This is a genomic window from Arthrobacter sp. V1I7 (genome assembly GCF_030817015.1).
Taxonomy (GTDB): domain Bacteria; phylum Actinomycetota; class Actinomycetes; order Actinomycetales; family Micrococcaceae; genus Arthrobacter.
The window spans coordinates 3382967-3404582 of sequence record NZ_JAUSYS010000001.1; the positions used below are offsets into that span (position 1 = coordinate 3382967).

The 21616-nt window shown below is 63.7% G+C and carries 21 protein-coding genes and 1 pseudogene; 14 read left to right on the plus strand and 8 right to left on the minus strand.

Features of this window, described 5'->3' with window-relative positions:
* Nucleotides 1-224: 224 nt before the first annotated feature.
* Entirely contained in the window at nucleotides 225-1496 is a 1272-nt protein-coding gene (locus QFZ69_RS15475) for a plasmid pRiA4b ORF-3 family protein (protein WP_306912730.1), read from the minus strand.
* A 162-nt stretch (nucleotides 1497-1658) separates the two neighbouring features.
* Here QFZ69_RS15475 and QFZ69_RS15480 point away from each other — a divergent pair, with 162 nt between their 5' ends.
* Both QFZ69_RS15480 and QFZ69_RS15485 read left to right on the plus strand, forming a co-directional pair.
* A complete protein-coding gene (locus QFZ69_RS15480; RefSeq protein WP_306912731.1) occupies nucleotides 1659-2552 on the plus strand; it encodes a glucose 1-dehydrogenase in 894 nt (297 codons plus the stop codon).
* A gap of 143 nt (nucleotides 2553-2695) precedes the next feature.
* Nucleotides 2696-2866, plus strand: a complete 171-nt coding sequence (locus tag QFZ69_RS15485) for a PspC domain-containing protein (RefSeq protein WP_306912732.1) — start codon at nucleotides 2696-2698, stop codon at nucleotides 2864-2866.
* A 46-nt stretch (nucleotides 2867-2912) separates the two neighbouring features.
* Here QFZ69_RS15485 and QFZ69_RS15490 read toward each other — a convergent pair whose 3' ends face one another.
* On the minus strand, nucleotides 2913-3380 hold the full coding sequence (locus QFZ69_RS15490; RefSeq protein WP_306912733.1) for a hypothetical protein: 468 nt from the start codon (nucleotides 3378-3380) through the stop codon (nucleotides 2913-2915).
* Nucleotides 3381-3636: 256 nt separating this feature from the next.
* Between QFZ69_RS15490 and QFZ69_RS15495 the strand changes: the two genes are divergently transcribed.
* The 9 genes from QFZ69_RS15495 to QFZ69_RS15535 all read left to right on the plus strand — a co-directional run bounded on the left by QFZ69_RS15495 (nucleotide 3637) and on the right by QFZ69_RS15535 (nucleotide 12722).
* Entirely contained in the window at nucleotides 3637-4167 is a 531-nt protein-coding gene (locus QFZ69_RS15495; RefSeq protein WP_306912734.1) for a hypothetical protein, read from the plus strand.
* A gap of 139 nt (nucleotides 4168-4306) precedes the next feature.
* On the plus strand, nucleotides 4307-5311 hold the full coding sequence (locus tag QFZ69_RS15500; RefSeq protein WP_306912735.1) for a LacI family DNA-binding transcriptional regulator: 1005 nt from the start codon (nucleotides 4307-4309) through the stop codon (nucleotides 5309-5311).
* Between the two features lie 153 nt (nucleotides 5312-5464).
* Nucleotides 5465-6460, plus strand: coding sequence for a LacI family DNA-binding transcriptional regulator (locus tag QFZ69_RS15505; RefSeq protein ID WP_306912736.1), 996 nt, complete (start codon nucleotides 5465-5467; stop codon nucleotides 6458-6460).
* A 91-nt stretch (nucleotides 6461-6551) separates the two neighbouring features.
* Nucleotides 6552-7856, plus strand: a complete 1305-nt coding sequence (locus QFZ69_RS15510; RefSeq protein WP_306912737.1) for a sugar ABC transporter substrate-binding protein — start codon at nucleotides 6552-6554, stop codon at nucleotides 7854-7856.
* Entirely contained in the window at nucleotides 7853-8809 is a 957-nt protein-coding gene (locus QFZ69_RS15515) for a carbohydrate ABC transporter permease (protein WP_306912738.1), read from the plus strand. Before QFZ69_RS15510 ends, QFZ69_RS15515 begins: the two co-directional genes overlap by 4 nt.
* A complete protein-coding gene (locus QFZ69_RS15520; protein WP_306912739.1) occupies nucleotides 8802-9692 on the plus strand; it encodes a carbohydrate ABC transporter permease in 891 nt (296 codons plus the stop codon). Before QFZ69_RS15515 ends, QFZ69_RS15520 begins: the two co-directional genes overlap by 8 nt.
* A gap of 27 nt (nucleotides 9693-9719) precedes the next feature.
* Complete coding sequence (locus QFZ69_RS15525) at nucleotides 9720-11120, plus strand: glycoside hydrolase family 172 protein (protein WP_307000230.1); 1401 nt, start codon at nucleotides 9720-9722, stop codon at nucleotides 11118-11120.
* Nucleotides 11117-12469: a glycoside hydrolase family 32 protein gene (locus tag QFZ69_RS15530; RefSeq protein ID WP_306912741.1), complete on the plus strand. Its 1353-nt coding sequence runs from the start codon at nucleotides 11117-11119 to the stop codon at nucleotides 12467-12469. Before QFZ69_RS15525 ends, QFZ69_RS15530 begins: the two co-directional genes overlap by 4 nt.
* Complete coding sequence (locus tag QFZ69_RS15535; RefSeq protein ID WP_373461706.1) at nucleotides 12423-12722, plus strand: PfkB family carbohydrate kinase; 300 nt, start codon at nucleotides 12423-12425, stop codon at nucleotides 12720-12722. Before QFZ69_RS15530 ends, QFZ69_RS15535 begins: the two co-directional genes overlap by 47 nt.
* Before the next feature lie 134 nt (nucleotides 12723-12856).
* Here QFZ69_RS15535 and QFZ69_RS23370 read toward each other — a convergent pair whose 3' ends face one another.
* The 6 genes from QFZ69_RS23370 to QFZ69_RS15560 all read right to left on the minus strand — a co-directional run bounded on the left by QFZ69_RS23370 (nucleotide 12857) and on the right by QFZ69_RS15560 (nucleotide 19553).
* Nucleotides 12857-13294, minus strand: coding sequence for an HIT family protein (locus tag QFZ69_RS23370; RefSeq protein WP_373461707.1), 438 nt, complete (start codon nucleotides 13292-13294; stop codon nucleotides 12857-12859).
* 256 nt (nucleotides 13295-13550) lie between these two features.
* Nucleotides 13551-14333 carry a polyphosphate--glucose phosphotransferase gene (gene ppgK, locus QFZ69_RS15540; RefSeq protein WP_306912743.1) on the minus strand — a complete coding sequence of 261 codons (783 nt, stop codon included), beginning with the start codon at nucleotides 14331-14333 and terminating at the stop codon, nucleotides 13551-13553.
* 185 nt (nucleotides 14334-14518) lie between these two features.
* A complete protein-coding gene (locus QFZ69_RS15545; protein WP_306912744.1) occupies nucleotides 14519-16264 on the minus strand; it encodes an alpha-amylase family glycosyl hydrolase in 1746 nt (581 codons plus the stop codon).
* A gap of 53 nt (nucleotides 16265-16317) precedes the next feature.
* Nucleotides 16318-17217: a carbohydrate ABC transporter permease gene (locus QFZ69_RS15550; protein WP_306912745.1), complete on the minus strand. Its 900-nt coding sequence runs from the start codon at nucleotides 17215-17217 to the stop codon at nucleotides 16318-16320.
* Entirely contained in the window at nucleotides 17217-18149 is a 933-nt protein-coding gene (locus QFZ69_RS15555) for a carbohydrate ABC transporter permease (RefSeq protein WP_306912746.1), read from the minus strand. The genes QFZ69_RS15550 and QFZ69_RS15555 overlap by 1 nt, the downstream gene beginning before the upstream one ends.
* A gap of 24 nt (nucleotides 18150-18173) precedes the next feature.
* Nucleotides 18174-19553, minus strand: coding sequence for an ABC transporter substrate-binding protein (locus QFZ69_RS15560; protein ID WP_307000233.1), 1380 nt, complete (start codon nucleotides 19551-19553; stop codon nucleotides 18174-18176).
* 151 nt (nucleotides 19554-19704) lie between these two features.
* On the opposite strand from QFZ69_RS15560, the pseudogene QFZ69_RS15565 reads away from it, so the two are divergent.
* From QFZ69_RS15565 to QFZ69_RS15575, 3 genes and pseudogenes are all read left to right on the plus strand, one after another.
* A pseudogene (locus tag QFZ69_RS15565) lies at nucleotides 19705-20902 on the plus strand (ROK family protein).
* A gap of 13 nt (nucleotides 20903-20915) precedes the next feature.
* Nucleotides 20916-21146: a hypothetical protein gene (locus QFZ69_RS15570; protein WP_306912749.1), complete on the plus strand. Its 231-nt coding sequence runs from the start codon at nucleotides 20916-20918 to the stop codon at nucleotides 21144-21146.
* A gap of 119 nt (nucleotides 21147-21265) precedes the next feature.
* Complete coding sequence (locus QFZ69_RS15575) at nucleotides 21266-21616, plus strand: DUF6176 family protein (protein WP_306912750.1); 351 nt, start codon at nucleotides 21266-21268, stop codon at nucleotides 21614-21616.

Consider the following 21616-nt stretch of genomic DNA (forward strand, 5'->3'; position numbering starts at 1 on the left):
CTTCTATCGTTTTCTTGGGGGTTTGTCACCACTCAGCGGCGGCGACTCGAATTACTTTACACGGCACTGGGACCCGGCACAAATCCACGCAAATGAGGGTCCCCAAGCGGTTGAACCCCCGGATGGCGCGGATTTCTGCCAGGTATTGGAACCTTGCACGCCACATCGGCTAAATCGCGTTCCTGTGGACTGACTCACACCCCGCTGTTTGAGCCTGTCGAACTTCACGGCCCCTCGAGCAGGCCCTGCACCTGCAACAGGAACTTCCGCCCGGCGCTGGTCAGGGCCGGAACATCACTGAACGTGCGCTCTGGAACGGCCAGCTGCAGGCAGTCCAAAGTCCACTTCACTTCGAGGTAGAGCTGCTGGGCAAGGTCCAACGGGAGCGGGGAACCATCCTTCATCCGGTAGCCTGCCGCCCCGAGGGTGTCCGCAATCATCCGTTCCCGGCGGTCCCAGGACGGCGTGGAGCCGTCGAGCAGCCATTGGACCACGGTGCCGGTCACAGTGGCCGTCGACTTCTCCGGCGCGAAGGCCACGGCGTCGGCAAGAAAGTCCCACAGCGGACGGCCGCCGTCGTGCATCTTGCGTCCAGACGGTGACAGGACCAGATGCCCCTTGCTCTTCCGCAGCAGTTTCCAGGCCTGCAACTGGTGCCTGAGCTGAAGTACGGGACGGGTCTGGCTTTCGCGGTTCGCCGCTCCGGGCCAGCGGTATTCCCAGCCGAGTTCCCGGACGGCCTGGCTCACCACGGCAGGCTTGAGGTAGCCGTCCGCGGTCAGCTGCAGTCCGTCGGGGCCCGCCTGGCCCAACAGCCACTGCACAGGACGGACGACGGCGTCGATCTCCCCGTCTGTTGGCGGTTCCGGCCAGGGGCGTTTCGCCAGCTCGTCCAAGCGGGCGTTAAGCGCCTCCGCCTCGAACGCGTATGGCTCAAAGGTGCCGGCGTCCTGTCCCGTGACGAACTTGTACCAGCCGGACAGCTCTTTGTGTTCCTCATCTGCCGGATCGGCAAGGGCTTCGATGAGGCGAGCGTAGCCATACGGTCCGCCGGCGTCCTCCACCGGACCCCGGTTGGCCCCGTCGATGCAGCGCACGCCACCCGCGGCCAGCTCGGCCGGCCCCATCACCTCAAAGAGGTGCGTCCACGCGTCGCCGAAGTCATATTCGTATTCCAGCGTGGCCGGGCCGGTCTGCTGGGCGTCTACGAGTTCAGAGAGTACGACGCCGGAGGCCGGCTCGTCGCCCATCTCTTTCGCGGCGTCGTCTGGGCCGATGATCACCCTGGGCTGGCCGGTCCTATCCACGCACCGGATCCCAAAGAGGTGCCGGTTCTCCCATCCGAAGGCGGTCTGGAGGACCCCGTGGAGTTCCGGGACGGTGATGGTCTCCGGCACCAGCAGCCGCCGCCAGATCTCGGGCTCGGTGTTCTGGATGGAGACGCGGAGGTCGTAGGCGGGGACTGCCTGTGCGGGGACACGGCCAGATTCTTCCATGCTGGTTATCTTGCCAGAACCCCGCTGGACCGGGCGGTCGTACTGCCACGTTTCTACCAGTCAGCAGGCGTACGTTGCGCCACTACGGCCGCACTCGCTAGGCTGGATGGTAAGCATGCTTAGCATGCCGTCCGTAGGCAGACCAACCATCGGAGGAGCACCATGACTGACCAGTACACGTTCAAGAACCCGGTAACAGCGTACGAACACATCGAACCTCCCAAGCAGCACCAGCCGGAGCCCGGTTTGGACGCGAAGTTGACGCCCAAGGCGGACCTCGGCGAAGACACGTACCGCGGTACCGGCCGGCTTGAGGGCCGCAAGGCCATCGTCACCGGCGCGGACTCCGGCATCGGCGCCGCTACGGCGATCGCCTTCGCCCGGGAGGGGGCCGACGTCGTGCTCTCCTACCTGCCGGAGGAGGAAGAGGACGCCGCCCGGATCGCGAACCTGATCGAAAAGGCCGGCCGCAAGGCGGTCAAGGCCCCGGGCGACCTCAAGGACTCGGCGGTGTGCCGGGAGCTGGTGGACATTGCCCTGCGCGAGCTCGGCGGTCTGGATCTTCTGGTGAACAACGCCGGCAAGCAGGTGGCCCAGGAGGACATCGCGGATATCAGCGATGAGCAGTTCGACCACACGCTGAAGACCAACGTCTATGCCATGTTCTGGCTGACCAAAGCTGCCGTTCCGCATCTGCCGGCGGGTTCCACCATCATCAACACCACCTCCATCCAGGCCTACAACCCGTCGGAGACGCTGGTGGACTACGCCACCACCAAGGCGGCCATCAACAACTTCACCAAGGGCCTGGCCCAGCAGCTCGCGCCCAAGGGCATCCGGGTCAACGCCGTCGCGCCGGGGCCGATCTGGACGCCACTGCAGGTCAGCAGCGGCCAGCCCAAGGAAGCGCTGCCCGAATTCGGCAAGAGCACTCCCCTGGGCCGGGCCGGCCAGCCGGCCGAGCTGGCCCCGGCCTATGTGTTCCTTGCCTCGGCGGAGTCCAGCTTCGTGGTGGGCGAAACCCTCAACGTCAACGGCGGCAACCCCACGCCCTAACCCGGCTCCGCAGGCCGGCTTCGGCGGATTTAACTCAAGCGGGCTCTTCCCCGTGCGGCCTTGTGTTGCCGGGGTAGAGCCCGCTTTGCTGTGCTGTTCTCTTGCCGGGAGCACACTGCTACCGTGACTGAATGGAACGATCAATGGTTCGACCCAGAAACGGCAAGGTCATCGCGGGCGTCTGCGCAGCCCTCGCTGACCGCTTCGGCGTTTCCAGGACGCTGGTCCGCATCGGTTTCGTGTTCTTCGGCCTGTTCGGCGTCGGGGAGCTCGTCTACATCGCGCTGTGGATCATCATCCCCAAGTCGCAGTAGCCCACTAACCCCAAAGCACAGGCCACGTAGCCCCACTGGCGGGACCTCAGCGGGCGGGCACCTCGTCCACGAACGCCACCTGGGCCACATACTGCTGATACAGCTTCAGTGCCTCGTCGGTGTCGATGCGGCCAAAACTCAGCGTGTCCCGCAGGCCTTCCAGCTGGGCGTTGGCTGTTTCCGCCGCGCTGACCCTGTCCGCGATCGAATGTGAATTGGCGAAATTCGTGGCGAGCGCCGCGGCGACGGACAGCATGACGGCCAGCAGGCACAGGACGCGCCAGACAATCGAGTCGTCCCCGAGGGAGAAGACCCCCTGGAGGGCCTGGGTGAACCCGGTGCCTCCGAACGCCGGGCCGGCGGTGAGCGCGGCGGCCAGGGCACTGCCCACGACGCTGATGTTGGAGAGCTTGTTCCGTTTGGGGCGCTCCCGTCCCAGATAGGAGCGGACGGCCTGTTGTTTCTGTTCGATCCGGTTGGAAAGCAATTGCCGCGTATCCGATGTTTCATCCATGACCTGCTACCAGCCTCCCTCGCCGATGGCGCATGGGTCCACATTCCCACCGCCCCTCGTCAGTGTCCAGACTCCGCGTTGACTCTAGAAGATGCCCGCGTTGAGGGTTTCTGCGGCTGCCGGTTTTCCGGCGGGGGTAGAGCTGCTGTTATGGAGCTGACGATGAGCGAACGCAAGGCTGTCACGAAGTCTGGCCACGGAATACCGTCGGGCTTCCAAAGCCAGGAAGGGCGAGATCCTGGATCAGATCTGCGCGGTGACGCGCTGGAACCGCAATCATGCCCGCAAGGCGCTGGGTTGGGTCCTGACCATCAGGACTGTCCGTCCCCGCCCGCCGAAGCCATTGATTTATGACGACACCGTCATCGACGCGCTGCGGTTCTGCTGGGCGGTGCAGGGGACGCCCTGTGGGCGGCTGCTGGCGGCGGCGCTGCCTGATCTGGTACCCCGCCTGCGCCGCTTCGAGGAGCTTCAGATCGATGACGGGACGGCCGCGCTGCTGCTGAAAATCGCACCGGCCACGATCGACCGCAGGCTCAAGGCGGACCGGGCCAAACTGGATCCGCGGGGCCCGTCCCATACCAAGCCGGGGACCTTGCTGAAGGACTCCTTTCCGCTGCGGACCTGTGCCGAGTGGGATGACGCCCGGCCCGGGTTCGTGGAGATCGATCTGGTCTGTCATGAGGGCGGAAATTCCCAGGGCGAGTTCTGTTTCACCCTTGATATCACTGACATCGCGAGCGGCTGGACGGAGACCGTGTCGGTTCGGAACAAGGCGCAGAAATGAGTGTTCGCCGCAATCAGGGAGGCGACCGCGAAGTTGGCAGGAAGAACGGGGTCCCTTCGCCTTCGGTTGCCTGCCCGTCTGTAAACTGGCGGAGGCTACGCGAAACGTTCGCGCAAACGATTCACCGAGGGCGGCAACGATGACGACAATGGTAAAAGTGGCACAGCTTGCCGGCGTTTCAATCTCCACTGTTTCCCATGTCCTGAACGGAACCAGGCATGTAGGTGATGAGACGCGGCAGCGGGTCCTGAAGGCCATCGAGGAAACCTCCTACCGGCAGGACGCACTGGCCCGCGCCATGCGGCGCTCAAGGACAGACAGCATCGGTCTTATTGTTTCCGACGGCGGGGAGCCGGCCTTCGCCGAAATGATCCGCGGCGTGGAAGAGACCGCTGCCAGCCAGGGCATCACCCTGCTACTGGCCAATTCCGCTGAAGACCCGAAACGTGAGGCGCGCGCAGTCCAAGCCCTCCTTGAACGCAGGGTCGACGGCCTCATCCTGGCACGTGCGGCGGGCTCCGGCCCTGAGGCCCTCTCCGAATTCGCCAACCACGATACGCCCCTGGTGCTGATGGACAGGCTTTCCGCTGACCCGTACGACCAGGTGGGAGTTGAAAACCGCGAGCCCATTATGGAGCTTGTGGAGCACCTGGTGGCGCAGGGCCACGAACGGATTTTGCTGATTGCGGGGGACACCAGGGTTGCCACCCTGCAGGAACGGCACGATGCGTTCGCCGAAGCCATGGCCGCTGCCGGGATCGCGCCATCGGACCAGCTAACAGTCATAGCTTTCGAACCTGCAGAAACTGACGCCGGCATCGAGGCAGCGCTGTCCGCAGCCAAGCCCCCTACCGCTGTGATCGCGTGCAGCACCGTCTTGGCTGCAGCCGCACTGCGGCGCATCCAGCAGCGCGGGCTACGGATGCCGGAGGACATTGCCTTCGCTACCTTCGACGGCTTTGCCTACGCCGACCTGTTCGAGCCCCAGCTCACCACCGTCCGTCAGCCTGCATTCCAGGTAGGCGCCACAGCGGCCGAACTGCTAACCAAGAGGATCGCCGACAAATCAGGCAATCCCTCGGTAGTCCGTCTGGCGCCCACGATCGAATACCGGGCCTCCACCGGCCCGCGGCCGGCCTCCTAGGACCTCAGCACCCCGGTCCTTTCCGACTGCCACACGCCCCGCGGCCAGGAAGATCGGAACAAACCAACATTTCTTCTGTGACCTGTTGCACATCGAAACGTTTGTCCCTACTATCGAAACGTTCGCGCAAACGTTTCGCTATAAGGAGTGGCAGTGGCAACCATCGTCGACGTCGCATCCCTTGCCGGCGTTTCCACGTCCACTGTGTCGCACGTCCTCAACGACACCAGGCATGTTGAGCCGGAGACCAGGGAGCGCGTCATCAGTGCTGTGCGGGCCACCGGATACCGGCGGGACGCGCTAGCCCGTTCCATGCGGCGCGCCAGGACTGACTCCATTGGCCTTGTTGTTTCGGATGCCGGAGAGCCGGCTTTCGCGGACATGGTGCACGGCGTGGAAGAAGCCGCGGCCCAAAACGGCCTGTCCCTGCTGCTGGCCAACTCGGCGGAAGATCCTGCCAGGGAGCGCGCTGCAGTCGAGGCACTCCTGGACCGCCGCGTGGATGGCCTGATCATTGCACGGGCGGCCGGTTCCAGCGGCGGGCTGCTGACGAGAATCCGTGAGGAAAAGAAGCCGCTGGTCCTGTTGGACCGCCTCGCGGACGTGGACGTGGATCAGGTGGGGGTCAATAACCAGTCCGCCATGGCAGCACTGGTTGGACATCTCGCCGTCCGCGGCCACCAGCGGATCCTGCTGATCTCCGGGGATTTGCGGGTTTCATCGCTCCGTGAGCGCTACGACGGTTTCCACGCCGCCATGTTGGATCGGGGCCTGGAGGTGCCGGCCGGCCTGCTGTGTGAGGGGACGGCAACTGCGGCATCGACATTCGACCGTGTCCGTACACTTCTCACCACTTCCAAGGATCGTCCCACGGCGATCCTGGCTTGCAGCACACTGCTGGCCGCCGGCGCCTTGCGGGCCGTGCAGCATGAAGGCCTGCAGGTGCCGGGCACTATGGCGTTTGCCACGTTTGACGGGTTCACCTACTCGGACCTTTTCGAACCCCAGATCACCACCGTCCGCCAACCTGCGTTCCGGCTGGGTGAGAGCGCCGTGGGTTTGCTCCTGCGGCGTATCGAAAACCCCAATGCTCCCACGGAGGTCCTCCGGCTCGAATCAGAAATCGAATTCCGCCGCTCCACCGAATAATAGCCCGACCAACTGCCCCGCAAACAGCTACACACAACCCCATCGCAACCCATCAGGCCCCCTCCAGGCGCCGCATGCAAAGGAGCATTACATGAGAAAAGCAGTCCGCACCTCCATCGCCACGGCGGCAGCCGCGGCCCTGCTGGCGCTCACCGCCTGCGGGAGTGCCACCGAGTCCGCCGGGCCCGCAGTGGACGGGCCGTACGCGGCCCCCGCCAAGGACATCACCGCCACCATCTCCGTCTCGAACTGGGGCGATCCGGGGGACAAAGCCGTGTACGACGGCGTGGCCGAGCGCTTCAAGGAGAAGCACCCGAACGTGACGGTGAACAACAACTTCACCCCCATCACCACGTGGACGGAATACGTCAACAAGCTGGTGACGCAGGCCGCAGCCGGTCAGGCTCCGGACGTCATCAACATCGCCACCGAAGGCGTGGAGCTGGGCCTGGCCAACGAGCTGTTTTCGCCCCTGGACGGCTTCCTCAAGAACGACCCCGAAGCCAAGGCCCTGCGCGAGGACATCGATCCCAAGCTGCTCGCGGGATTCGGCAAGGACGGCTCCACGTACCTGATGCCCAACACCTTCAACACCATGGTGATCTACTACAACACCAAGATGTTCGAGGCCGCCGGCATCGAACGGCCTAGCGATGACTGGACCTGGGACGATTTCCTGGAGATCTCCAAGAAACTGACCACCGGTTCCGGCGCTGACAAGGTCTACGGGTTCGCCATGCCGTACTACTCCTTCGGCATCACCCCGTGGCTCTACTCCAACGGCACCTCCATGATGAGTGAGGACCTCAAGACGGCCCAGCTGACCGATCCGAAAGTCCAGGAGACCGTGGAATGGGTGCGGGACCTGGCCACCAAGTACGGTGTGGCGCCGCAGCCTAAGGGCTCCGACCCGTACCAGCTGTTCCCCGCCGGCAAGGCAGCCATGACCGGGGCCGGGCACTTCGTCACCGGCGGATTCGCCAAGGCCGGCTTCTCCGATTACGACATCCTCCCCTGGCCGAAGGGAACCACCAAGTCCACCGTTTTCGGCGCCGGAGCGTTCGCCATCTCCAAGACGTCCAAGAATCAGGAGCTGTCCTGGGAGTTCATCAAGATGCTCACCGACCAGCAGACCCAGAAGAAATGGGCGGACGCTGGCTCCGCCGTTCCGTCCACCAAGACTGCCGCTTCATCCCCGGAGTTCCTGTCCTCCCCCAAACATGCCGAAGAGTTCTACAACTCCCTGTCCTACGCCAAGCCGGTAGCGGCCCCCGGCGCCTACAACGTGCTGGATCCCGCGTTCATGCGGGCCATGGACGAGATCATGTCCGGCCAGGACATCGGATCCTCCCTGGAAAAGGCCCAAAAGGATGTTGAGGAGGCGTTGCAGAAGTGACCCTGACAGCCCCCCAAACCCAGCTGCCCCCCGCGCCCCCGTCGGGGCGCGGGGGCCACCCCGGGCGGCTCACCGCCACCCGTCGGCGGGAAGCCCTCACCGGGTACCTCTTCACCGCCCCCACCATCATCGGCTTCCTGGTTTTCGTCCTCGGCCCGCTGGTCGCCGCGATCTACTTGAGCCTCACCAAGTACAACATCCTCACAGCCCCCAAATTCGTAGGCTTTGAGAACTACGCCCGCATGTTCCGGGACGAACGGCTGGCCACCACCTACGGCAACACCGTCCTGTACGTTGGGGCGGCCGTCGTCCTCATCAACGGCTTTGCGCTCCTGTTCGCCGTGCTGATTAACCAGCGGCTCCCCAGGGTTTTGACCTATGTGTTCCGCTCCGCGTACTTCTTCCCGTACCTGGTGGCCCTGGTGTATGTGTCCATCATCTGGCAGGCGCTCTTTCAGAAGGACACGGGCATCCTGAATTACTACATCGCCGCCCTGGGCGGGGAACGGATTGACTGGCTCAACAGCTCCGAGTTCTCCAAAGTGTCAGTGATCATCGTCGACACCTGGCGGAATGTGGGGTTCGCCATGCTGATCTTCGTTGCAGCCTTGCAGGAAGTACCCAAGGACATGGTGGAGGCCGCCCGCATGGACGGTGCCAACGAATGGCAGGTCTTCCGCCGCATCGTCCTTCCGATGATCAGTCAGGCAACATTCTTCAACATCACCATCACCATCATCGGCGCGTTCCAGATCTACGAGTCCATCATTGTGCTCACCAGGGGCGGCCCGGGCGATGCCAGCCGCAGCGTGGTGATGTACATCGCCGAAGTGGCCTTCAACAAGTTCGATATGGGCTACGCCTCAGCCATCGCGGTAACACTGTTCCTCATCATCATGCTGGTGACGCTGGTGCAGTTCCGCCTCAGGAAGTCGTGGGTGAACAATGAGTAACACCAACGCTGTCATCAGCACCCCGCAGCAGAGCAGCGCCGCGCGCCGCAGCAGGCCCCGCCCCGGTGTCGGGAAGAGCATTTCGGTGGCGCTGCTGTTCTTGGGGGCCATCGGCATGGTGGCCCCGTTCCTTTGGATGTTCACTACCTCGCTTCGGGACGCCAGCCAGGCGTACGACCTGCCGCCGCAGTGGCTGCCCACGGAGTGGGACTGGACCAACTATGCCGCGGCCGTGAACGGGCCGGTGCCCATCCTGCGGAACATGTTCAACAGCGCGGTCATCGCCATCGCGGTCAGCATCGGCATGATCATCACAGCCCCGGTGGCGGGCTATGCCTTCGCGAAGCTGGAATTCCCCGGCCGCAACTCGATCTTTGTGGGCCTGTTGTCCTCGCTGATGGTGCCGGCACAGGTGACCATCATTCCGCTGTTCCTGCTGATGCGGACCTTCGGCCTGCTGGACAACCCCCTCAGCCTGATCCTGCCCGGCATCACAGGAGCACTGGGCGTTTTCCTCCTGCGGCAGTTCTTCCTCGGATTGCCGCAGGAAATCATCGACGCGGCCCGTATGGACGGGGCAACGGCCTGGCAGACGTACCGTCTGATCGCGCTGCCGCTGGCAAAGAACGCCGTCAGCACCTTGGGCGTGATTACATTCCTGGGCAGCTGGAATGCCTACTTCGCCCCCTCGATCTTCCTCAACAGCACGGACACCGCCACCCTCCCGCTGGGCCTGGTCCTGATGCTCGGACCCTACGGGGCCGGCAACGTGGCCCAGGTGATGGCGGCAACCACCATCGCCATCGCTCCGGCTCTCATCGTCTTCCTTGTGGCCCAGCGGTGGATTATCGCCAGCCTCACCCAGTCCGCTGTCAAGGGCTAAACACTATTTTCCGAAAGGTACTCCTCCATGGCTTCTTCAACCCGCTCCGGCCTGCTCTCCAGCCTCACCAAACTCTCCACCGCCCGCACCGCCCGCGCCTCCAGCTGGGACCAGACCGGCCGCAACCGCGACAACTGGATCATCATGCCCGGCGAGGAACGGGTCCTGGCCGATATTGAAGGCCCCGGCTCCATCACGCACATCTGGATGACCCAGTCCTGCCGCATCCAGCCGGGCCCCGGCCAGATCTCCCCCGAACTGGTTGGCGTCCCGATGCTCGAAATCCACAACGCCCTCGGAGTCAGCTGGGAAGTGGTGGACCCGGATTACTACCGCAAGATCGTCCTCAAAATGTACTGGGACGATCAAGAGACCCCCAGCGTCATTGCGCCCCTGGGCGATTTCTTCGGCCTGATGAACTCCCTGTCCGGCTCCTATGATTCGCTGCCGCTCTCCGTCTCCGCCAAGGAGGGGGAACTGAACACCTTCGGCGGCAGTGCCGCCTTCAACAGCTACTTCGAAATGCCCTTCAACTCCCGTGCCAGGATCGTCGTCGAAAACCAGAACGACATCCCCTACCTGCAGTACTTCTACATTGACTACGAGCTCTACACTGAGCCTCTTCCGGAGGACACCGCCTACTTCCACGCTCACTGGCGTCGCCAGAAGCCGAACGCGGGCTGGGGCCCGGACCTTCAGACCAACAGCATTGAGGTGGCCATCCCCAACCTGACGGGCGAGGACAACTACGTGGTCCTGGAAACGGAAGGCCAGGGCCACTATGTGGGCTGCAACCTCGCCGTCCGCCACTTCCAAGGGTCATGGTGGGGCGAAGGCGACGACATGATTTTCATTGACGACGACACCTGGCCGCCCAGCCTCCACGGCACCGGCATGGAGGACTACTTCGGCCACGCCTGGGGCATGCAGCACAACGCCTTCCTCATGAACGGCACCATGGTCCACGAAGAAAACGTGCCCGGCTTCCACCACAGCTACCGCTTCCACATGACCGATCCCATCAGGTTCCAGAAGCGCATCAAGGTCACCTTTGAACACGGCCACGCCAACCACCTCTCCGACGACTGGTCCTCCACTGCCTACTGGTACCAGACCCTCCCCTCCCCCGTTCTGGACATTGACGCTGTGGAAGAGCGCCTGCCGCTGCGGCCCCGCGACCAGGTGGAAGAACTTCCATTGCCGGAACTGACGCCAGCCCAGCAGGCTGCGCGGGATGCCTCCGCCGAACGGATGCAGCGGTTCACCGAAGCCCGCGACGCCGTCCGGCATGAACGCAGGGCAGAAATTGACCATTGGGAGAGGGCCAACGCCCGAGCAGGCACGGGAAATCCGGCGGCGGTTCCTGGCCGTAAACAGCGTCCCGGTCCAGTAATCCCACCAGCAGACAGCACAGAAGGATCAGTATGAACGCGCAGGAACCCCGCCCCGCCTTCCACTTCACAGCCGCTGAGGGTTGGATCAACGATCCCCTCGGCGTTACTTGGAAGGACGGCCAGTACCACATCTTCTACCAGTACGTTCCGGGCCGCGGCACGTGGGCCTCCAACTGCCACTGGGGACACGCCACCTCCCCCGACATGATTGCCTGGACGGAACAGGGCGTCGCCGTCGCACCCGGCGACGGGGACGACGGCGTATGGTCAGGTTCCATAGTCACCGGCCCGGACGGTGCCGCGACGATGTTCTACACCTCGGTCACCGAACCCGACATCGGCATTGGGACAGTCAGGACCGCCACGCCCGACGACGCGTCCTGGAACTCGTGGACTAAAGGCGCGAAACTGATGACCGCTCCCGATGCCGGCGTACTGGCCTACCGGGACCCGTTCGTCTTTCGCGACGGCGGACAGTGGCGCATGTTCGTCGGCGCCGGGCTGGAGGGCGGCACCGCAGCCGCGGTTTCCTACAGCTCCCCGGACCTTTCGCAGTGGACCCTGGATGGCATCGCCGCGCAACGCTCCGGCACGGCGACGGATCCGGTCTGGACCGGCACCATGTGGGAATGCCCCCAGCTCTTTGAGATTGACGGTTCCCACGTCCTGGTCACGTCCATCTGGGAAGACGACATTCTGCACTACGTGGCCTACGGCGTAGGAAGCTACTCCGATGGTCAGTTCACCGCCCGCTCCTGGGGCCAGCTCACCTACGGCAAGAGCTATTACGCCCCTTCCTTCTTCCGGCACAGGGACGGCTCGCCGTCGCTGATTTTCTGGGTCCGCGGCGTCATCAGCCCGGAAGGGCAGTGGGCCAGCGCGCTGAGCATCCCGCACACGCTGACGCTCGACGGCGATACTCTGACGGCCGCCCCCCACGCCGACCTCGCGACGTACTCCCGGCCGGGCTCCCTGGAGCAGGTCAGCGCTGCGGTTTTTGAGACAGTGCTCGACGACGGTGCGGACCTCCGGTGCGCCGTCACCGCCGGGACGGTCATCAGCCTCTCCACCCTGGACGGGCCACTGGCCACCGTCCGGCACGACGGGGACGGCATCCGGGTCACGGTGGCCGGTAACGCCGACTTCGCCGACGCGTTCCTACCGGCCGACGAGGGCTCCGAGCTGCGGGCCATAATTGACGCCGGGGTGTTGGAACTCTCCGGCGATCAGGGCATCATGGCAGTCCCACTGCCCATCGTGGACTCGCCCGTGACGCTGACGGTGGCCAACGCCGTCTCCACGCCCCTGCTCAACGTGGTTTCGAAGCTGATAGTGAATGGCGTGGGAACTACACGTCAGGCCGCACTGTCAGGACAGCCGTGACCACCACTGCTGGCTCCCAGCGGCCCAACCCCCGGATGTCGTCGTCGGGGAATCCTTGATCGACATCATCACGACGTCAGCCGGACCTGTGGAATTCGCCGGCGGGTCAGGCCTCAACGTGGCCTACGGCCTTGGGCGGCTCGGGGCGGACACAGGCCTGCTGACAGTGCTGGGCGCGGACCAGAGGGCCGAAGCCATCCGGCAACACCGGATTCAGCTGCAGTGCAGCCTCTGCCCCGTGCCACCCGCCTGAGCCGCACCTCCGATGCCACACCCGCATTGGCAGAGAACACAAGCGGCCGATGTTGCCCGGAGACAACTTCTGGGTCCCACTCTCAGGAAACCTTTACGGGATTCCTTGCCTGGAATCACATCTCAGCCACGAGGTCAGCTTAGTTCACGAGCATCAAGCGCGCGGATAGCGTCAGAGAGTAAACGCGCAGGGTTCTCAGGGATCTTCTTCAAGGAGCGCTGGCTCGGCCATGTTGTGAACCCGTCATCTTCCCATCGAGGAACAACATGGAAGTGAAGATGGGGGACGGATTGCTCCGATCCTGGACCACTCGCGCTGAGTAGATTGACACCTGGGGCGCCCAAGGTGTCGCACATAGCCAAGCTGACTTTCTGAATAAGCGCCATTGTGGCGGTTAGCGAGGAAGAACCCGCTTCGTGGACTCCCGATGCATGCGCCGTTGGGATCACAAGAGTGTGTCCAGGTGCCAAAGAGCTCGTCGACAGGGGTAGGAACGCAGCGGCATGCTCCTCTTTCGCAACCCAATCAGCAGACGAGGCCTGCAGCAGCAAGGAACAAAGTACGCAGCTCATACAATCATCCTTACCTCAGTAAATTCCATCTTGCCGGCTTCGATGCCGGTGACAGTAACGGTCCAGTCGGGGCGCTTGAATCCGAGCACTACGCTGACTTTCTGCTGCTCTGTCAGCTCGCCCGGTCGCGTCACTACGCGTTTGACGCTGCAGTATCCAGGCTGCGAGACACTCTCCGTGGGGAGTGGTTCCAGACTGCCGAGGATTCGGCTATCTCTGCTCCGCGATATTCAAAGGCAAAGAACAGGGCTGCCGGTCACGTGGTTGATGCTGCTTGGATGGCGGCACCGACGATGCCCGCTTCGTTCCTGAGCTTTGCCGGTGTTATTGGGGTTCGCAGCCTTAGGAGGGGCAGGTATTCGTCGGTTCGTTCGGAGATGCCGCCGCCAACGATGATCAGTTCGGGCGAGAAGATGAACTCGAGTTCGGAGAAGTAGCGCTGTAGTCGAACGCTGTATTCCTCCCAGGTCAGTCTGTCGCATTCTCGTGCGACGGCGGATGCTCTGATTTCGGCGTCGAAGCCGTCGATGGAAAGGTGGCCGAGTTCGGCATTGGGCACCAGGTTCCCGTCAAATATGAGGGCTGACCCGATCCCCGTTCCCAGGGTGATGACAAGGACGGTTCCGTTTGTTCCTTTGCCGGCGCCGCATCGCGCTTCTGCCAGTCCTGCGGCATCGGCATCGTTGATGACAGCCACTCGTCGGCGAAGGCGTTCCGTGAAGAAGCTGTTTATGTCGAAGTTGAGAAAGGCTTTGTCAACGTTCGCGGCTGATCGCGAAATTCCGTGCTGGACGATGCCGGGAAAGGTCACGCCTACTGTCGAGGTGCGGTCCAGGTCTTCGTTTCCTGTGACGAGCTCATCAACGATCTGGGAGACAACGTCGCCGACGGAGTCCGGGTTGGCCGGCTGGGGTGTGGCGAAACGAAGGCAGCTTCCCCTTACCTCGCCTTCTTCGACGTTGACGATGCCGCCCTTGACGCCGGTGCCACCGATGTCAATGCCGATAATGGGGCCCGTTTTTGCGGTGTTGCTGGCCATACTGGTCCCTTCTTTCATTAGGTTAGTGGGGTCAACAGCCCGCTGTCGCGGCTTGGATTCCCGGCGTATGGCAGAGGCGGCTGGGACGCATTTGTGGTCGTTCCGGGCCCCAGAACGACCACAAATGCGGTCTACTTTTTGGGAGTTAGCGCACCGTCATCAGGTGGTGTGGGCGGGTTAGCGGCTCAGCGCACCCATACGGTGCTGTTGACCGGGAGTTTGCCATTTTCCAGCGGGGCGCTGCTGACCAAGACAGTGCCGGCGGGAAGGTCGACGGGGGTGTCCCCGAAGTTGGTCACCGACTGCCAGCCACCGGGGCGGCGGAAGTGCAGGACCTCCGGGTTGCCGGTCTCGACCCATTCCAGCTCTTCGTCGGACTGGAGTTCACGGCGCAGCCGCAGGGCGGTGCGGTAGAGCTCCAGGGTGGAGCCTTCAACGCCGTCCTGCGCCTCGACGGCGTATGTGCTGAACCAGTCCGGTTGGGGCAGGTGGGCGCCGCCGTCGCCGAATCCGAAGGAGGTGCCTTCAGACTTCCACGGCAGGGGCACGCGGCAGCCGTCGCGGCCGATCTCCACGCCCTTGTTGCGGAAGAAGGCGGGGTCCTGGCGCTCGGAGCCGGGAATCTCCGCGACTTCCTGCAGGCCGAGTTCCTCGCCCTGGTACAGGTAGGCCGAACCGGGCAGGGCGAACATCAGCAAGGATGCGGCGCGGGCGCGGCGCAGGCCCAGCTCGACGTCGAGTTCCTCGGCCGGCCCGCCTGCCAGCAGCCAGGCCTTGCCGTCCTGGCCCTTGGGCTCGGTCGCCGTGACGTCCTGGGCGGCGTTGGTTCCCTGGGCTGCTGCGGCATTGCCCTTGGGCAGGCCGTAGCGGGTGGCGTGGCGGACTACGTCGTGGTTGGAGAACACCCAGGTGGAGGATGCCCCCGTTTCCTTGGCCGCGATGAGGTTCTCCGTGATGATCTTCTGGAACTTCGGCGCCTCAAAGTCGGCCTGCAGGAGGTCGAAGTTGAAGGCCTGGCCCAGGCCTTCGGGGCTGGCGTAACGGGCACGGCGCGTCTCATGGACCCAGGCCTCCGCAACAGCTGTGCGCGGCGGATCGTACTCGTTGAAGAGCTTGCGCCACTCGGCGTACACCTCGTGGACTTCGTCGCGGTCCCAGAACGGATGTGAACCGTCGATAAACCCGTCGGCGCCGGCTTTGGCTTCCAGCTCCGCCTTCAACGGCAGCGGCTCGGAGAGGTCCTTTGCCATACCGTGGGCGACGTCGATGCGGAATCCGTCCACGCCTCGGTCCGACCAGAAACGCAGGGTCTTCAGGAAGTCCTCGCGGACCTCGGGGTTGTCCCAGTTAAAGTCCGGCTGCTCTTTGGCGAAGATGTGCATGTACCACTGGCCGGGGGTGCCGTCCGGTTCGGTGATGCGTTCCCAGACCGGTCCGCCGAACACAGAATCCCAGTCCGACGGCGGCAGCTCGCCGTTTTCGCCCTTGCCGTCCCGGAAGATGTAGCGCTCTCGTGCAGCGGAGCCCTTCGGTGACGCGAGGGCTTCTTTGAACCACTCGTGGCGATCCGAGGAGTGGTTGGGTACGATGTCTGCCACCAGCTTGATGCCGGCGCCGTGCAGGGCCTTTGCCATCCCGTCGAAGTCCTCGAGCGTTCCCAGTTTCGGGTCTACGTTGCGGTAATCATCGACGTCGTAGCCGCCGTCCGCCAGTGCTGACGGGTAGAACGGGCTCAGCCACACGGCGTCGATCCCCAGGGATTTCAGGTACGGGACTTTGGCGGTGATGCCTTTGATGTCGCCGATGCCGTCGCCGTTGGAGTCGGAGAAGCTGCGCGGGTAGATCTGGTACACAGCGGCCTGGCGCCACCAGTTCGGATCGGCCATGCGTTCGGATTCGGAGGAGTTTGCCAGGGTGGCGGTGGTGGACAAAGGGTGATCCTTTTCTTGTTGTTTGGCGTCTATTGCTCGTGGGTTTGGGCTGGCTATTTCACTGCCCCGCGCATGACTCCGGACAGGACCCAGCGCTGGGCGAGGATGTAAACCACGAGAGTGGGTGCCAAGGCCATCAGGTAGGACGCGAATGCGAGGCTGTAGTTGGTGTTGAATTCGCCCTGGAAGAGCATCTGGACCACGGGGAGGGTCTGCAGGGCCGGGTCCGCGATCATCATCTGCGGCAGCAGGAAGTCATTCCACGAGCCGAGGAAGGCGAAGATGCCCACCGTGGCGTTCATGGGTGCGAGAAGCGGGAAGATGATCTGGCGGAACACCTGCCATGTGGTGGCGCCGTCCATCCGTGCCGATTCCTCCAGCTCAACGGGAATGGAGCGGACGAAGGCGATGTACAGCAGCGCGTTGAACGAGATGCCGCCCAGCACGTGCAGGAACACGACCCCGGCCGGGTTGTCCAGGCCAAGGAGTGCCGTCTGCTTGATCAGGGGCAGGATGATCACCGGAAACGGGATGAACATGGCCGAGAGCAGGTACACAAAGGAGCCGCGGAAAAACTTGTGGTGCCAGTTGCGGGCAATGGCGTAGGCCACCAGCGAACTGCAGGCTAGTGCGCCCAGAACGCTGAAGACGGTGACGAAAGCCGTGGACATAAAAGCGCGCGGGAAGTTGGTGGCCACGTAGGCGGCGGCGAAGTTCTCCCAGTTCATCGGGTTGGGCCAGGCGAGGCCGGTCCCGGTTCCGATCTGGTCCGGAGTCTTCAGGGCCATGGCCACGGTGAAGTACAGCGGCAGCAGCACGGTCAGGGAGGCCACCAGCATGAGAGCGGTCAGCCACCAGTTGACCTTAAAGCCTTCACGGCTGGAACGGCGAATCTTTCCTACGGGAGCGTCAACTGCGGGAAGCGTGGAGCCTGTGAACGTGGATGCGGTCATTAGAGTGAAACCCCCCGGCGCTGGATGAGGCGCAGCTGGATGATGGAGATCAGCAAGGTGATCAGGAAGTAGATGACGGCGTTGGCCATCTGGTAGGAGTAGTCCCCGCCGGTGAAGCCGGAGAAGATCCGCATGGCCACTGATTGGGTTGCCATGCCTGGGCCGCCGCCGGTGAGGCCGACGATGATCTCGTAGGTTCCGAGGAAGCCTTTGAAGCCGAGGATGACGTTGATGACCAGGTAGCCGAGGATCAGGGGCAGGGTGAGGCTGATGAACTGGCGGATGCTGCCGGCGCCGTCCAGGTCTGCGGCTTCGTAGACCTCGGAGGGCACACTTTGCAGCCCGGCGAGGTAGATGATGGTGGCACCAGGTGCTGCCTGCCACACGGTGACCAGCACGATGGCGAGCCAGGCGAGGTTCTCATTGGCCAGGATGCTGGTGGCCAGCGGGGTGACGCCGAACCGCTCAGCCAGGACGGGCAGGGTGTTCGAGAAAAGGTAGTTGAACACGAAGGACACGATCAGGGCCGAGAGCACCATGGGGATGAAGAAGATGGTGCGCATGCCGGTGCGCCATTTTATCTTTGCGTTCAGGCCCAGGGCGATGGCGAGGGCCACGACGTTGACCACCACGGTGGTGGTCAGGGCAAAGACGAAGGTGAAGATGTAGGACTGCAGGATTGCCGGGTCTTTGAAGATGTTGACGTAGTTGGATAGTCCGATGAACTTCCAGTCGCCGTAGCCGGCGTAGTTGGTGAGGCTGAAAAACACCCCCACCAGGGCCGGCAGGGTAATGAAGAAGGCGAACAGTGCCAGTACCGGCACCACCATCCAGTAGTACGTCGGATCGACCCTGCTCTTACGGCGGATTGCCTTGCTTGTAGTGCTGGGGGCGGGAAGGTCTTTATGGGCCACCCGGGAAGTGGTAGTCATTGGGGCTCCTGGCATCGGGTGGGCTTAGACGGCGGTGCGCTCGGCAACGCGGCGCCATTCGTCGTCGAGGGCGGAAAGGAACTGGTCGCCGTTCTTGCTGTACACAAACGACTGGATGTAATTGTTGACCGGCACCGACGGCGGGAAGTACGTGACGGCGCCTTGGTAATAGCGCGCTTCCTTAACCGAATCGCTGAGGCCGCTGATCTGCGGGTTGGTCACCGCCGGGGCGTCCTTGAGGGGCGAGAAGGCTGCGTTCTTTTCGTTGTAGGTGTTCACCACTGCCGGTTGCAGCAGATAGCCAACGAACCGCTCGGCCGCCGCCTTGTTGGGGGTGTTGCGGGTGATGGAGAGCGCCATGTCCACATTGACGCGGGCCTTGGTCTCTTCCGGGTTGTTGGTGACAGGCAACGGGAAGGTTCCGACCCGGATGGCGGGGTTGGCGGCAACGAGTTGGGACAGTGCCCAGGGGCCCTGCAGGTACATGGCTGCCTCGCCTTTGGCGAATGCTGCGTTGCCGTCTGCGTAGTTCCTGCTGGCGGCGCCGTCCTGCGAGTAGGCGGCCAGTTGCAGCATCTTAGGTAGGGCGGGCCCAAAGTTGTTGGTGAATGATTCCGGGGCAGTTGCGCTGATGTCCGCGCCCTTGGCCATGATTTTGGTGAAGAATCCGGCGACGTCGAGCGTGCCTCCGATCGCGTAGTCGAACATGCCCTGTGCAAGGGTCCAGGTGTCCTTATACGTCCCGTAGATCGGGGCGATCCCTGCAGCCTTGAAGGTTTCGCAGGCTGCGAGGAACTCGTCCCAGGTGGCGGGAACGGCCACATCGTGGAGATCGAAGATGTCCCTGTTGTAGAGAACGCCTGCCGCGGCGACGGAGAACGGCAGGGCGTTGGTCTCGTTGCCGTTGTACTGTCCCCAGGAGCTGATCAGGTCCTGCATCTCAGGGTTGATCGTGGCGGCTGCTGGCAGGTCGGTGAGGTCGGCGAAGATGCCCTTTTTCACGAAGTCGGCAGTGGCCTGCGCGAAGCCGCGGGTCACGACGTCGGGCGGGTCGTTCCGCACCAGGCCTGGGACGAAGTTGCCCTCGTTGAAGTCCTGGATCACCCGAATGTCGGGGTTCAGCGCTTCGAAGTCCTTGATCACCCGGTCAAAGTAGTCAATGACCTCGGGCTTGTTCTGCATAAAACGCAGGGTGGTGACGCCGTTCTGCTGGCCGGGTGTGGCGCCGCAGCCGGTGAGGGGAATCATTGCTGCGGCCCCTGCCAGGCCGGCAGCCCGGAGCAGTGTCCGTCTGCTGATCATCGCTCCGGGAATGGCGGCGTTCACAGGGCAGGGGCTGACGTGCGGAAGTTGCTTGGCCGGGGCCGTGGCGAGGGGCGGGCCGAGCTTCGGGATGCAGTTCACAGTTGCTCCTTTGCAAAAAGCTGACTGAAGGGGGAAAAGTAGAGCGAGTGATCGGCGGCTGTCCGATCCCCCAGGCTCCAAGTCTTTTATTTGGAATCTAAATTTAGTTCCTAAAGTATTATGTGGGGTAAACGACAGAGAGGTCAACACCATGTCCGAAATATCGACAGCAACGCCCCAGTTGCTGCGCCGTGTGAGCGCCGGAGCTGTCCTGGACTTCATGCGCACGTCGGATGCGGTAACGATCACCGAGATCATGGAGGCGACCGGGCTGACGCGAGCCACCGCAATTGCGGTGTGTGAGGACCTCACGCAGCGGGGGTGGATTCGGGAGCTTGAGAACCAGCGGGCATTCGGTGGCTACCAGAAGGGCAGGCCGGCACGGCGGTTCGAGCTCGACGAACACGCCGGCTACGTGCTGGGCATGGACGTCGGCATCTCCAAGGCCACCGTGGTGGTGTCCGACCTTCGGGGGGAAACCACTGGGCAGGGCCAGCCAGCCGTTTGCCGGCGCCGAAATTTCGGCTGAGGAACGCCTGGCCGTCATTGACCGGACAGCCATGATGGCGCTGCACAGCATTGGCGCCTCGCCCGATTCCGTCCTTGCGGTCTGCGCCGGCATTGCCGCCCCCGTGGACCGCAACGGGGACGTGCTGGCGACTCAGCACTTCTGGGGACTGTTCGACGTCGGCCTGAAGTCAGCGCTGCGGGACCGGCGCGGTTGGACGGTGCTGCTGGAAAACGATGCCAACCTCGCAGCCCTGGGCGACCGCTGGCGCGGCGCAGCGGCGGGCCTGGACGACGTAGTGGTGATCCTCGCCAGTGAGCGCTTTGGTTCAGGAGTGATCGACGGCGGGCGGCTGTTGCACGGCAGCCGAGGCGGCGCCGGCGAACTGGCGATTCTGGAACACGTCCAGGGTGTGGGGGACACATTCGGCATCGCGAGCCTGGCCAGGGCCTGGGCGGCCGAGGCACTGGCCGGCAAGGCCAGGACGTCCCTCCGCGCCCATGCGGACGGCATCGAAGCCGAACACGTGTTTGCTGCCGCAGCGAACGGAGATGCGGTGGCGCTCAAGATTTTGGACCGCCTGGCGGACAGGATGGCCCGTGTCATTGGTACGGTGGCAACGATGTTCAACCCGGAACTCGTCGTCATTGGCGGCGCCGTCGCCAACTCCGCTGGCGTGCTGCTTGAACCGATCGCCAAGCGGCTGAAGGACTTCACAGTAACCCCCCCGCGCGTAGCCGTCTCCCCGCTGGGCGACTCAATCGTGACAATAGGGGCTGTACGCGGGGCGCTGGACTACGTGGAAGAGAACTCCCTGGACTTGGAACTAAGGGCGGATTGACCGGGCTCATACCGTGGCGGAGGTCGCTCTCGCCACGGGCTCCCCGCGGGCTTCCGAGTATGTGGACCGGCTGGCGGCGCTGGCAAGCCGCAGCGGCATGCGCGAGTTCGTGGTCCGGGCACAGTCGCACCGGGCGGTCCTCGGTGACGAGGCCGCCGCCCAGGCTGTGCCCTGGCTGGCGAAAGAGATCGACAACCCTGCGCTGACCGCGTTCCTGAACCGGCGCCACGGCGTCTCCCCGTGATTGGAGCGTGTCCGGGGGCGGTTCCCGGAACCCCTGTCCCGCCGTCGTCCGCGGGACTACCATGCAGCTGTAGCGATGGGATTACCACCGCGCTGTCCCTGCGTGGAAGGAAATCTGTCATGGAATGCATTACGTGGTTCGCGCCTATCCTGCCCGGGAAAATGGACGAGTGGAGGGCGTTGGTCGAGGAGATCAAGGGCCCGCGCTGGGAGGAGCAGGTAGGGTCGTGGCAGCGCATGGGCGTCACCCGGGAGGTGGCCAGCCTGATGCAGACGCCGGAAGGGGATTTCGTCTGCCTGTTCCATGAGGCCGAAGATCTCGCGAAGGCGTACCAGTCGCTCGCGACGTCCGAGGACCCCTTCGATGTCTGGTTCCGGGGGCAGCTGGCGAGCGTGCACGGGGTGACGGCCGAGATGCTGCAGGGCCCTCTGCCGGCCAAGGTGTTCTTCGACTACCGCGACGCCGGTTGA